At 34.4% G+C, this 14,156-nt stretch carries 13 protein-coding genes; 6 read left to right on the top strand and 7 right to left on the bottom strand.

Going from position 1 to position 14,156, the window contains the following annotated elements:
- The first annotated feature begins 60 nt into the window (after positions 1 to 60).
- The 6 genes from PCY70_RS05315 to PCY70_RS05290 all read left to right on the top strand — a co-directional run bounded on the left by PCY70_RS05315 (position 61) and on the right by PCY70_RS05290 (position 6,833).
- Complete coding sequence (locus PCY70_RS05315; RefSeq protein WP_305768706.1) at positions 61 to 483, top strand: hypothetical protein; 423 nt, start codon at positions 61 to 63, stop codon at positions 481 to 483.
- Positions 484 to 507: 24 nt separating this feature from the next.
- The gene (locus PCY70_RS05310; protein ID WP_305768705.1) at positions 508 to 2,136 is read left to right on the top strand and encodes a flagellin N-terminal helical domain-containing protein; all 1,629 of its coding nucleotides are present in this window, start codon (positions 508 to 510) and stop codon (positions 2,134 to 2,136) included.
- 75 nt (positions 2,137 to 2,211) lie between these two features.
- Positions 2,212 to 2,427: a DUF2508 family protein gene (locus PCY70_RS05305; protein WP_010165843.1), complete on the top strand. Its 216-nt coding sequence runs from the start codon at positions 2,212 to 2,214 to the stop codon at positions 2,425 to 2,427.
- 149 nt (positions 2,428 to 2,576) lie between these two features.
- Entirely contained in the window at positions 2,577 to 3,347 is a 771-nt protein-coding gene (locus tag PCY70_RS05300; RefSeq protein WP_305768704.1) for a DUF2225 domain-containing protein, read from the top strand.
- A gap of 21 nt (positions 3,348 to 3,368) precedes the next feature.
- A complete protein-coding gene (locus tag PCY70_RS05295; RefSeq protein ID WP_305768703.1) occupies positions 3,369 to 5,354 on the top strand; it encodes a serine hydrolase domain-containing protein in 1,986 nt (661 codons plus the stop codon).
- A gap of 15 nt (positions 5,355 to 5,369) precedes the next feature.
- Positions 5,370 to 6,833 carry a hypothetical protein gene (locus PCY70_RS05290; protein WP_305768702.1) on the top strand — a complete coding sequence of 488 codons (1,464 nt, stop codon included), beginning with the start codon at positions 5,370 to 5,372 and terminating at the stop codon, positions 6,831 to 6,833.
- 47 nt (positions 6,834 to 6,880) lie between these two features.
- On the opposite strand, the gene PCY70_RS05285 is transcribed toward PCY70_RS05290, so the two are convergent.
- The 7 genes from PCY70_RS05285 to PCY70_RS05255 form a co-directional block, all read right to left on the bottom strand.
- A complete protein-coding gene (locus PCY70_RS05285; protein ID WP_305768701.1) occupies positions 6,881 to 8,482 on the bottom strand; it encodes a GGDEF domain-containing protein in 1,602 nt (533 codons plus the stop codon).
- A 168-nt stretch (positions 8,483 to 8,650) separates the two neighbouring features.
- Positions 8,651 to 9,967 (bottom strand): sensor domain-containing diguanylate cyclase, encoded by a 1,317-nt coding sequence (locus PCY70_RS05280; protein ID WP_305768700.1) that lies wholly within the window; start codon positions 9,965 to 9,967, stop codon positions 8,651 to 8,653.
- A gap of 14 nt (positions 9,968 to 9,981) precedes the next feature.
- Entirely contained in the window at positions 9,982 to 10,242 is a 261-nt protein-coding gene (locus PCY70_RS05275) for a hypothetical protein (RefSeq protein ID WP_305768699.1), read from the bottom strand.
- A gap of 155 nt (positions 10,243 to 10,397) precedes the next feature.
- The gene (locus tag PCY70_RS05270) at positions 10,398 to 11,195 is read right to left on the bottom strand and encodes a sugar phosphate isomerase/epimerase family protein (protein ID WP_010165837.1); all 798 of its coding nucleotides are present in this window, start codon (positions 11,193 to 11,195) and stop codon (positions 10,398 to 10,400) included.
- A gap of 19 nt (positions 11,196 to 11,214) precedes the next feature.
- A complete protein-coding gene (araD, locus tag PCY70_RS05265) occupies positions 11,215 to 11,919 on the bottom strand; it encodes an L-ribulose-5-phosphate 4-epimerase AraD (protein ID WP_010165836.1) in 705 nt (234 codons plus the stop codon).
- 39 nt (positions 11,920 to 11,958) lie between these two features.
- Positions 11,959 to 13,077 (bottom strand): L-ascorbate 6-phosphate lactonase, encoded by a 1,119-nt coding sequence (ulaG, locus tag PCY70_RS05260; protein WP_044149137.1) that lies wholly within the window; start codon positions 13,075 to 13,077, stop codon positions 11,959 to 11,961.
- A 25-nt stretch (positions 13,078 to 13,102) separates the two neighbouring features.
- Positions 13,103 to 14,155: a hypothetical protein gene (locus tag PCY70_RS05255; protein ID WP_305768698.1), complete on the bottom strand. Its 1,053-nt coding sequence runs from the start codon at positions 14,153 to 14,155 to the stop codon at positions 13,103 to 13,105.
- Between the last annotated feature and the right edge of the window lies 1 nt (position 14,156).

The raw sequence follows: 14,156 nt of genomic DNA, 5'->3' as shown, positions 1-14,156 counted from the left end.
TTTTAGAAGTATTAAAGCAACTTATTCTATTTTTCGAACAAATTGATTGCGAGGTGTATGATGATAACAGTAGCTCAGGTCGCAGCTGCGAATGAAATTGAATTGCTTTGTCTTACGTATGATTTATTTTTGGAAAAAGTTGGTGCACTGGTAGCCAATAATACTGCAAGCATTCCTTATAAAAAAGATGCCTTAAAAGTTTTGACGGTGCTAATCGGAAATTTGGATATGTCTGTTGCGCTTTCCCACGACCTTTTTGATCTATATATCTTTATTCAGAAATTGGTTATAGAAGGCGACTATGCCGATGCGGCAGAAATCATGTCGCACATTCGCGATGGCTATGTTGCCATTAAAAACTTAAATTTAGATTTTAAACCAACTACCCAAAATGCAGAAAACATATATGCCGGCTTCACTTACGGACGGTCTTCTATAAACGAATTTGTGGTAGGAAATGACAATCGAGGCTATATTATTTAACTTAACATTAAAGGAGCATTCACTATGAAAATTAACTATAACATACCTGCACTAAAAGTCGTTAATATACTCAACAAAGCCAACGAAGCACAATCTAGCTCTATGGAAAGACTTTCTTCGGGATTACAAATTAGCTCATCTAAAGACGATCCCGCAGGAATGGCGATTTCACTTAAAATGCGCGCGCAACTTGACTCACTAGCTCAGGCAAGCCGCAATAGCTCAGATGCGATCTCATTAATTCAAACAGCAGAAAGCTCTCTAAGCTCTGCACATGAAATTACCAAGCGCATCCGCGAAGTTGCTGTTCAATCTGCAAACGAAACATACACCGATGCCGACCGCGAAAAGATCCAAATTGAAGTTGATGAGCTTATTAAAGAATTAGACAGACTTAGCAATGAAACCGACTTTAATCAGCATAAAATTTTATCCGGGGACAAAGAGCTTGCTGATAGCGGTTTTCAAATTACTCAAACCGGCAAATATAACGGCCTACAAGCCCAATACTCTATCAGCCTCGATATGCCTACTTCTGGCGATAAATTTACTATCGATGGTCAACCGTTTGAATTTTATGATAGTTCAGTATCGACTACCCTTACTGACCCTGCAGCTATCGGATTAGATTTGCAAGGTGATTGGAAAAAAGATCTGTCCTATGCAAGCTTACCAAATTTTCACATAGATCCCACAGGCGCAGATCTCGTTCTCACAGCAAAAAATCCAGGATCTTCGGCAAATACAAATCCCATTAATGTCACAAATAACTCTATTGCGACCAAGCAAATCACCCAGGGTATTGATAGTAAAGAATATGCCACATACGAAATTGTGTTGCCAAGCATCAACAGCGGAACTTCTGATCCAGAGCCTCATAAATTTCAGGCAGGCTCAGGATTTACTATTGATGGCGTAGTGTTTGAATTTTATGACCCCGAAGATTATGATAACGGAGAATACGACGGTGCCGGTGTCGGAGTTCCTACAACTAAAGAAGATGGCTCATATTTATTAGACTTTGACTTAGCATTAATAGTTAGAGCGCAAGAGTATCCGAATTTTAATCTCGACGCTGTCAATATGGGTACTTCATATGACCCAATGGTTCTTACCGCAAAGAATTCCGGAATTGCCGGAGACTATCTTGCCGGCTATGATGGTGGATTTGTTGATTTAAAACTTTCCGTTCAAACCGGCTCCGAAGCAAATCAGCTAACCCAAATAGATATCGCATCATCCAAGCCAGATACTTTGGGACTTACTAGCAAAACTCCAATATATGGATTTACAGATTACCTTATCTTAAACGATGATCCTCTTACTGCAGCAAACGAAGATCGCTACGGAATTTCATTGCTTACTATGGAAGATTCACAATTTGCATTAGGTGCAGTCGATAGAGCAATTGCTGAAATTTCATCGCGAAGAGCATATCTTGGTGCTACTCAAAATCGTCTCGAATACACTGTCAAAAATATTAGTAACAACTCTGTAAATCTCGACGGTGCCCGATCCAGAATTCAAGATACAGATATGGCAAAAGAAATGGTACTATTCACTAAGGACGGCATACTCTCTCAGGCCGCTAATGCTATGCTCGCACAAGCAAATCAGCGTCCGCAACAAGTGTTTCAATTACTCCAAAGTTAATATGTAATTTTTTTCGATTCATAGTATTAAACTCCTAAATTATGTCAATACTTCCACATATAGGAGGTGACTTGTATGAAAGAAAAAACATTAACCGAAACGCAACGTAAAGAAGAATTATCATTGAAACAACAAGTTGGTGATGTCCAAAAAGACTTAGCTACCACATTGCATAAATTTGAAAATACCACTGAACCTGATTTGCTCGATTACTACACATATGCTTATAAAGCAAACCAAATAAAACACAGCTATTTACTAAATCGTTTAAAACAGTTATACTACAGCTAAATAATTATTAATAATTCGTGGATGCGCTGATCATTTTTAGTGTATCCTTTTTTTGTTAATTATGATATAATCTTAATGTATTTATTTTTTTTTAGTACATAAATTTTTGATATATATATTTTTATATTTATAAAGGAGTGGTTAATTAAATGGCATTATTTAAAGATTTTTCAAAATTTGGACTTGAAAATTTGGCTAATTTAACATTAGTGGATAAGCCCTCTAATTCTTCATCATCTAATCTTAATGAACTTACTGAAGCAGATTTAATCTATCAGCGCAAGGTCCACTGTCCCATTTGTAACAAAGATTTTCATTCTAGTGCTATAAAATCTGGCAAAAATCAATTAAAAAATATTGATGAAGATTTGCGTACACATTATAGCATAGTTGATCCAATGCTTTATGATGTTATCAGCTGCCCTTGTGGGCATACAGCACTAAATGCATCTTTTGCTACTCTTTTACCAACCCAGCGAGCTGCAGTGCGGACCAAAATTTGCCCAAATTATTTTCCTATTCCTATCGAAGAAGTTCGAAGCATAAACTATGCCTTAGATTTATACCAACTTGCATTGGCAGAATGTTTAATTAGGAATGGCAAAAATATAGAAAAAGCTGTTTTATGTTTAAGAATATCTTGGCTATACCACGATCTCAAGCAACTTGATGACGAAACAGAGTTTATCAAAAACGCATATGAATGCTTCAAGTTATCGTTAGATACCGATAATTATCCTGCATTAGGTTTTGATTTTCATAAATCTGTATACACAACATCAGTGCTATCCTATAAAATTTCAGATTATAGTACTTCCTTACGCCTATTGAGTTCTCTCATAATTGATGTTGGTGTTCATCCTAAATTAAAGGATCGCGCCATAGAGCTAAAAACTAAAATTAATAAATTCCACAAATAGCTTATAATTTGGAGGTTGGTGATGACACATTTTATTACAATTTTAATAATAATTACACTACTACCCCATTGTATTTTTGCAGCAACGGCGTCGCAATACGCTAATCTTTTGGTTTCTAACTTAGGTGCCGACAATGTTCAGTATGCAGTAATGCAAAACGATAAAATTATTTCAGCCGGAGTTTCTGGAACTTCTGTTAATATAGATACACTCTACCCAATTGCTTCTATTAGCAAAATGTATACTACTGCAGCCATTATGCTACTTATTGACCAAAATCAAGTTCAACTAGATATGCCAATTATACATTATATAGAAAACTTTAAAATGCAAGATCCTCGGTATAAAGATATTACAGTTCGGATGTTATTAAATCATTCTTCTGGACTTTTGGGGGGCTCTCTATCAAACTCGCTTTTCTATGACGATGCACTAAAATTTAGCAAAAAAGATTTGCTAGATAGATTAGCAACTGAGCGCCTAAAGTCCACACCTGGCGAATTTTCAGTATATTGTAACGACGGCTATGCCCTGCTCGAAATATTGATAGAAGACGTATCTGGAATGACATTTAGCAGCTTCTTGCAGCGCTATTTTTTTGAACCCCTAAAAATTACAAATACACACTTCGCAACAGACGATGCGATAGCCAACGCGGTCTCTGCATATCATAAACTATATCTGGGAACCATGACATCAGATGTTGCTGAGCTTTATAATTATTTTGGTGTAGGCGGAATTTTGGCCACTGCTCAAGATGTATGCAAATTTATGAATATATATCTAAATCCTGGAATATTAAGCTATCAAGCCATAGAAACTACAAAATATCCAGAATATTTACGAGGGATTTGGCACTCCAATTCTAACTCAAATTTTGCATTTGGATTGGGCTGGGACAACGTAAACCTAGATCCTTTTTATGACGCAGGCATTCAAGTTTTTCTTAAAAATGGTGATTTAATTGGTGCGCACGGAACCGTAATTGTCATTCCGCAAATCGATGCCATAGTTTGCGTACTCTCAACCGGAAGCCATGCGTTATATACTCAGATGATCGCAACACAAATAGTAAACGATTTATTGGTAGATGCTGGTATAAAAATTAATTTTTCAATTGATTCACCCATCACTTCTACGCTTGCATACGCTCCCGAAAACCTCTTAAAATATAGTGGTGTATACGCAAATTTTTATACTGACTACACTTTGGCGGTTTCAACTGACGGTACATTAACTATAACCTCCAATCAAACAGAGCTTCCCGCCGAAACGTTATATTATCAGGGCAACGGTATCTTTGCGTCGAAAAATATGCTATACACAGCAGAATTTATAGAAGAGTCTAATAACCAAACCTATCTAGAAACTAATACCGTTTTTGACATCGGGCTCATACCTTTATGGCAAGCTCAATACGAACTCGTTCGACTTAATCCGTCTATCACACTTCCTCAATATGAACAGGCCTGGCAAAATAGACTAGGCAATGAGTATTATCTTGTGGATGAATATTTTTCTTCTATATTGTATACTACACACCCAAGTTTTCAGCTGCCCACAACTTCTTCACTTGAAGGTTTTTTTGGACACTACAAAATCATTGACGCTTCTAATGCTATTAACACAGTTCAAATCCCTCAAAACAACGGGCGAGATATTTCAGATCTATTCATCGAAGTTATAGATGACATCGAGTATCTTCATACCAATGGCAGCACTTATATTAGCGAAAACGATATTGCGACAATGAATAATTTACGAAGTTATGAAGTTGAAATTGAGAAAGATAATTTCTCTCAATGGTTTTTTATAGAAGTTGATCCTAATTATCCTGGTATCGATATATCAATAACGGGCAATGGAGCATTTGGTTTATACAATAGTTTTGGCGAATGCGTCTATAATTCTTATCTCGAGTTTCACGAAGGCACCATCAGCCTTTCTGGAGTCGAAAAAATTATGTTTGCAGGCGAACCAAATACTAAATTTTATATAAATTGGTAATAGAAAGGATTTTATATGACAAATATTTTTGAAATTTTGCAAAAAACTGATGATGAATTTATTAGGCAATATATTGCTATGTTGGAAGTACTCAACCCAAAAAACACTGCTAAAATTGGTGTCAATATAATTTCTCGAAAAGGGGTTCAATTTATAAATAAGTTGGGTCATAAATTCAACAAAGACCTAAGACTTAAAGCTCCCAAACCTCAAAATCTTGAGCAATATATTGATCAAAAAAAACAAGAACTTTCTAACCTTAGTAGATCCAAATTAAATACCAAGCTTAAAATTATCTTAAAAAGTATTCTCTCTCTATCATATACTATTTCTGATGATTCGCTTTCTATTCAGATAATCGATTTTGTATCTCAAAAGCTAAAAATTGATGAGTATAAACTTGTTTCTCAAAGAGCAGATGATATCTATTTGCAATACTTTAACAAACTGGTCGAAGAAGATAAGCATATTTTAACATTAAATAAAATGAGCCATACTATTCTCAAAAATGTATTACTAAAAGAAGACCTTTGGGCACATATTATGGCTGCACATGGATTTAAAACCGAAATTATGAGTCAGCTCATCTTTATGACCGTTGCGATTCATGGCTCACCTTTCACTCCAGCAATCGAAACGCTTCCAAGCTATGAAGCAGACGAATCCATTGCAGCAGAAATTGCTTCTCAGGAAGATGCCTATACTCAGCTATTAATAGAACACAACAGATTAAAAATTAGACTAAAAAATAGCGAAACCAAATATGACCAAACACTTAAAGATATTAGTACCGCTAATGCCACTATCTCAGCTGTTATAAACGAACAAGCTGCCGCCGAAAGCGAACTTGCCAAGCTTACTCAAGAGTATCTAATAGCTACAGATGAATTAAATTCACTGCGTACAGAACTTCAAAATGAAAATTTATCCTCCTCTGCCTCAGCAACATTTGATCTTCTCCATCAAAAGTATAAAGCAAAAGATCTTGCTCTCCAAACACTGCAATTACAAATCGATAAGCAAGCTATCATTATTTCGTCTGCTAAAGACCTTATTCCAGATAAAAAATTAGGCACTACTCAATTAGAGCTTCATTCTCAAGATATCCTTCAGGAAATAACAAAAGTGAAAACTGCGATAAAGCACGTTAATGCAGATATTACATCTGCAGAAGTTCAGAAAAGGTTTAGATTAGAGCCAAAATGGCAAGATGTTTTTTCGAAATTTACATTCTCATCTGCAACCAAAAATAAATTACCTCAATTTGCTACTTCTGAAATCCTTGCAATCGAATTAGCGCTCACAGAGCTCCAAAATATTTCTGACAAAACTGCTCTTAGCAAAGGACAAAGTTTTTTTAATGGTACACATTATCAATATTTTACCACTAAAGCTGATACTGGCAAAATCATTAAGATCCTATACAATCCTATCACAGCAGATACGTGCGAAATTGCTCAATTTGCTGTAATCATATAATTTTTTAATCCTTTAGACTATTTTAGAACTCATAAATCTATTATAGTCTATTTTTTTTCATATTCACCATTCAGCTCTTCACCAGAATATATGGTAAATCCATCCTTTCCTTTTTTCTTAGTTTTATACATAGCATAATCGGCGCTTATATATAAATCTTTATAATTTCTTAACTCTGGTGTTACTTTGGAAATTCCAATACTTGCTGATATTTTCACTTTATTGTATTCATCGCAGTATGTTGTTGCTATAGCTTTATTGATTTTTTCAGCAATATTGTATATATTATTTTTTTCGTCTTCTATTTTTTTAACAAATACTACAAATTCATCTCCTCCAAATCTTCCAATAATATCTTCTTCAATAAATATGCTGTTTAATTTTTTAGAAACATCTTTAATCACTTTATCTCCAATTTCATGTCCCAAATTATCATTAACAGCTTTAAAATTATCTATGTCAATCATAAATAACACTCCATCTGCATACTCACACAAATGCTCCGAAACCAGCTTCTCAACAATAACTTTATTATATAATCCAGTCATTACATCTCGCTGAGCCTTAAATTCTAGTTCTTTTTCTAGCGTAATATCATTTATCAAAATAATGGCTTTTATAGTTTTATCTATTAATGTTATGTTAACTTCTCCATGTTGCCATCGTATTGTCTCAAATATATTTGTCCTGTACTCAAAGCTATATTTATTATTTCCTTCTATAAATACGTTTTTCATATATTCTATTTCTGTCATAGCTTGAAAATATTTTTCATCATCGCGCTGAACTCTCTTCATTAGCACATTGCGCGCTTGCTCATATTTTTGCCCTACCGCTAATGCCACTGGTACTCCATTTTCTGTATAGCTTAACATTGTTTTGGCATTACAATCTACCTCTATTACGATATCAGATTTTCTGTGCAATATGTTTTTATATATCTGTTGTGCTTTTAAATTTTGCGTCAAGTCGCGTTGCTTATTACTACTCTTTTGGATACCTATCATTATCAAAAGACCCATATAAAATAGTACAATCCACATTACTCCCAATATAATTTGCTGTAATAATATTGACTTTGCAAAATACTCTAATTCATATACATATGTATTGCTGATTAACCCTATCAATATACATACTTCTATAGCCAAAAATATTTTTACCTTTTCGATTGGCAGCATCATCAATGCATATATCTCATTTGATACTATATTTAATAGTATCATCAAAACTATTATACACACTATTGCTACATATGCACTAAACCCTAATAAGATATTATCATCCATAAAAATATACTTTAACGGTTGACCTAATGCCAAGCTCCTTATTGCTGCAGCTACAGCTATAATTGAAAATATATGAATTGGTATGCTTATCCCCCATACAAATTTTTTAAAAATGGATCCCTCAAAACAAATAATAGTTATTACACAATAGCACAGCGTCATTAATCCATATGCTACAACAGAACAATGTGGCAATAATGTTAATACTTGCATTTCTAATACAACACTGATTGCTGCTATTAATATTATAACTATTTTATTGTACTTAAAGACCATTAACCGTGCTAATATACAGTAAAATAAACTATTTTGTAGCATAAATACAAAAATAAAAACCGGTATTATTTGTTGATTTACCATACTAACTCCTCCTTATATAGTATAATTTATATTATGTAAATCAATTTTTAATAATTCCTAATTTTTGTTTATTTAAGATAAATTTTATCATAAAAACTAGAATAATCTGCTGATTGATAAAGCTATTTTACACCATTAGCATTTCACCGGTAAAAAACCATTTATTAATTATTCTTGTTTACTGTTTTCATTTGAATATAGCATAAATCCATTTTTACCTTTGCCTTTTGTTTGGTATAAAGCCATATCTGCATCGATATATAAATCTGCAAACGTCGTTAGCGGCTTTGTCGCTTTTGCTATGCCTATACTAGCCGAAACATAAACTTCCTTGTCCTCATAACTATATTTTTTAGCGATTACCTCATTTATTCTGTTTCCTATATTGGTAATATTTACCTTATCCACATTGGTTTTAATAAAAACTATAAACTTGTCTTCTCTAATTCTTCCTATTATATCTTCTTTTTTCCTAAAGGTTGCAGTTAACTTTTTCGCCACATCTTTTATCACTTCAGTTCCGATATCGTAGCCTAAAATATCATTTACCTCTTTAAAATTATCCAGATCTATTACAAAAAGTACACCTCCTAGGTGACTTCTCAGATGCATTTTTATTAAATCCTCCGTTGTTATTTTATTATATAATCCTGTCAATAAATCTCTTTCGATTTTAAATTTCATTTCCTTTTTATCTGTAATGTCTGTTAATACTAGGATTGCCTTCACACTATCTAATATATTTATCACACTTACCTCTCCTTTAAACCAATGAATTTGATTTTTTCGCAGCACTCTATACTCAAAATTATATCTATTATTCTTCTTAGCTAGCGCTTCAGTGATATAGCCTATATCAGTTAACTCCATTACAAGATCCTTATCTTCTGGGTGCACAACGTCTAATAACAACTCATTTCGAAACTTCATATATTTTCTTCCTATCAACACCTGATTTTTCTTCTCTTTAATCAAGTAATTAACCACTGTCCCTTTACTGCAGTCTATTTCTATAGTTATATCTGACTTACTATGAACAATTTGCTGGTACACTTGCTGCGCCTGCAGTCGATGATCTAGCAACTGATTCTGTATCTTCATATGCTGAAATCCTGCCACTACCAATATTCCTAAGTAAAATAGCAATAAGCAAACTAGACCAGTTATCATTAAATTTATATTTAGATATATAGAATGTATGTTGATGCCATATATATATGAATTCACTATTAGCAATAGCATACTGCAAACTGCCATACTAAAAAATAGCTCTATTTTTTCTATTTGCACCGACATCAGCTTGATAATCTTCCTTGACATCACTTTGTTAATTATCATTAATAATATTATACACAGAAACGATGTATTGATTTTTATTTCTAGCAATTGATATATATCTTCAACAATTTGATCTATAGGTTCTTTTGTTGTCCAACTTGTTGCCGCAAGTATTAGCATTGTTATGGAAAATAGATGTATAGGCATTCCTAAGCCCCAAGTTATCTTTTTAAAATATTTTCACGAAAGCAGATTACTGTCGTACTGCAATATACCAATACTATACTTAAATATACCCATACTGAATAATCTACTAGCAGAAACACCGCCACTCCTGCTACTAAAACATTAATGCCGCTCAATATATACACTGTATAATTCTTAAATTTCAGTTCCATTGTTTGCAGCAAAATTTTATAAAATAATAGATTGTGTATCAAATACACTATTATAAATGTTATTATCGTAATTATATTTGCCATTTTTACCCTCCCCGTTTTCTATTCTTTATAAATTTTATGTATTCTAATACATATTTATGTATTTTGCCAATTTTACCACAAAGCTCCTATCTTTATATTTTTTTAATGGACAAAAAAAAGACATCCTTGTTAGGGGAGTCTTTTAAAATTTAACTTTACTTTTTTACCTTTTTAAAAAATTCTGCACCACGTTTGGCACATTCATATGCTGTCGGTTTTGCTAATGCTTCTAAACACAGATATCCATTATATCCCAATTCAGCTGCAGTTCTATATAACCCTTCCATATCCAAATGCCCCATCGATGGAGCCAATCTATTCGAATCTAAAAAATGAATATGCTTCGTTAATGAAAAACTATCTCGAAGCGCTTGCTCTATACTTACATCTTCAATATTCATATGAAATGTATCTATCATTAAATATAATGGCAGCTTATACTTATTTATAAAATCTATTCCTTCTTGCACCGAATTTATCGTATTAATTTCATATCGATTAATTGGTTCAATCAGCAACGGCATGTCTGTTGTGCTAATTAATTTTTCACAAGAATCTACAAATTTGCTATAAAAATGAGCCAATGACTCTTCTCTGGCACTGCTTCCTCTAACCAATCCCAATGATACCATTCCATCTATTGCTTCTGCAAACTTTATTATTTCACTTATTTTCTGGATGCATTTATTTCTAACAGACTTATCTTCGTCGCCTAAAAATAATCCTTGCCCTGCCAATGCCGCTGGCATCACAACGCCCACTCCCAGATCATACCTAATTAAATATTTAACAGCATCTTTTGTTGCATCACTCGTTGGGTCATCCACAAATAGATCGATTCCATCATATCCCAATTCTTTAATTGTTCTAAAATTTTCTTCTGTGGATCCCATAAATAAAATCGGTGCTGTCTTCGCTCCCTGAAAAACAGATAATGATACGGACGTTTTCACTTTTTATATCCCTCGCAATCTATTTACTTTGATAAAAATACGAACCTTCTCCATGCTTTCTTAGGAAATGCTTATCTAATGCATAGTTTTCTAGCAAAGGTGCATTAGGATTTACTTGCTTAGTCAGTAATGCCATCTTAGATAGCTCTTCTAGGATAACACTGTTTTCTACCGCCAAACCTGCTGTTGCCCCCCAAGTAAATGGGCCATGCCCTGCAACATTCACTCCAAACACTTGCATCGGATCAATTTTTCTCTCCAAAAATGTTTCTACAACTACATTGCCAATTTCTTTTTCATACTCTCCGGCTACTTCTTCTGGAGTTAATTGCCTTGTACACGGTATCACTCCATAAAAATGATCCGCATGCGTTGTGCCAAGACATGGTATATCACATCTAGCCTGCGCAAATGCTGTTGCATAGGTTGAATGCGTATGCGCAATTGCCTTTATAGCCGGAAACTGTTTATAGATCGCCAAATGAATTTCTAAATCTACAGATGGCAACAAATCTCCTTCTATAATATTGCCCTCCAAATCAGTAACAGACATATCTTCTGCCACTAAATCATGATACTCTATTCCTCTTGGCTTAATTACAACAACACCCAGCTCTCTGTCTATAATGCTCACATTTCCCCAAGTATAAATAACTAATTTACGCGCTACTAATTCCAGATTTGCTGCAAAAACTTCTTGTTTTAAATTTTGATATTTGCTCATGATTTCCTCCAAATTTATCCAATTTATATGTCAATTATTTTATAAAAATGATTTAAAAGGTAGGTTTGGTTCGTCTGTAAATGCGTCTTCAAAACCACGTTTAAACATAAAGCGCTTCTTATCCTGATCTCTTGGATACATATAACTACCGCCAACTTGCCAAATATATACCTTAAACTGATAATCTAATCTCGGCGCTTTAAACTGGTATAAATACTCAATTTCCATTGGATCTGCTAGCATGTTGTTCCAAATATCGTGATGATACGGAATTAATACTTTTGCATTTAAACATTCTGCCATTCTTAAGCAATCCACAGAGGTCATCTTATCTGTTAGGCCTGCAGGGTTTTCGCCAAACGAAGCGAGTGCGACGTCGATTTTATGGTCCTTGCCATGTTTAAAATACATATTTGAATAATGTGAATCACCGCTATGATATAGGTTTCCACCTGGCGTTTTAATTATATAACTAACGGCACGGTCATCCATATCGGTAGGACATACTCCGCGCATATCTGCTGCCTGAAGTGGTGAAGTAATAAGCGCCGTTCTATCAAACGAATCTACTGCCACAATTTCCATATCTTTGATTTTAATCACATCTCCAGGACGCACTTCTACCAAACGCTCTTCTGGCACTCCCCAATTTCTCCAAACATCACAAGAAAATTTAGGCCCAATAAATGGCACATCATCGAAATTTTGCACTATCGCTGCCGCCACATATTGGTCTATATGATCTCTGTGCATATGAGTCGACAAAATCGCATCAACCTTTTTAATTTCAAACGGATCAATTACCATCGGCGTATATCTCGTATTTGGTTGATATGTTGGTCCTCCATTCATATGATACATCTGGAAATCTTTACCTTGACTATACGGTTTATCCCATACGCGCTTGCCTCTTTTTCCAACACCAACCCACAAATCGATACAAATATTAGCATCTTCTGGAGTTTTTACCCATATTCCAGTACACCCTAGCCACCACATAGCAAAGTTGCCTTCTGGAACTATCGTATCTTCAATTTCTTCATTTAGCCAAGTACCCCATTCCGGAAAGCAATTTTCACGCCATAGTTGCTTCGTCACTTTTGTTAAATCACCTTTGCCAACATTATCATTAAATCCTTTTTGATCCTTTACTGCCATATTAATTATCTCCTTTATAATAATATTAGTTTGATGCGTCCAAAGTATAAATAACTAATTGCCCAATTTGACCATTTGCCTGTCTATCTGCAGACAAAATATACGCCTTATTATCTTGTTCCCAAACCGAAAATTGTGATGTGCCACCAGCACCAATTACCGATTCCTCTATTTTGCCATCTTTATAACTAAAGCAAACTAATTCCTTAGTCCCCTGTCTCCATCCTGCAATAAATCTGTTTTCGCCGAGCAATTTTCCGCCCCAAAGTCCGTGGCCAAATTCTATTGCTTTAGTAAAGATTTTTTTCCAGCCACTTCCGTCTTTTTTGTATACGTTTAATTCATTTCCATGAAACCCTTCTATTGTAACAATTTCGTCTTGCCCATCATTGTCAATATCTACTGTACAAGCATCGCTAATTTCTATGCTCATCATCTTTTCTACTTGCCACACATCTTCAAACTTTTCTGGAATATATATACAAAATAGCCCTTCTACACCCGTGATTAATATTACGCGCTTGCCATTATAATTAGTAGTGCAGTATCCATGATTTTTAGTAATTCCGCCTTGCAGTACCGTAAGCTCAAACGGCTTTTCAGCGTCCTCATTTAACTTTCCAATTAAAATTTCACCTGGCTTCGACCAATCATCTTTATTTTCTTTCGACTTTGCAAGTGTCGCACCCACAAAAATTTTTTCATTCCCAACATCGATCACATCAAATCTATGCAGATATGGTATAATTTGCACTTCACTCATTTTATATTCATTGTCGATTAATTTTCCATACACTACCACACAATTTGGCGCATCAAATATCGGGTAAAATCTCTCATTAGCATAGAAGTCCCCATTATCATTTATCTGGCAAATAGTCATCGTGCCGCCATGGTTTTCGCCATCCCACAAAATTTGTTTTTTAGAGAAATCATTCGCATCAAAAGCAACTCCCGCTCCCATTGCTTCTGCTCCCCCCAAATATTTAATGGGCTTGCCATTTTTTTTGATAACACCTTGTGCATATAACTTTTCGAATTCTTCTAATACCACTTTATTAATTTTAAAAGTTGCCACA

Origin of the sequence: Candidatus Epulonipiscium viviparus (assembly GCF_030708075.1) — a bacterium.
GTDB lineage: Bacteria > Bacillota > Clostridia > Lachnospirales > Cellulosilyticaceae > Epulonipiscioides > Epulonipiscioides viviparus.
The sequence above is the reverse complement of the archived record's forward strand: the minus strand, read 5'-3'. Positions and strand labels throughout refer to the sequence as shown.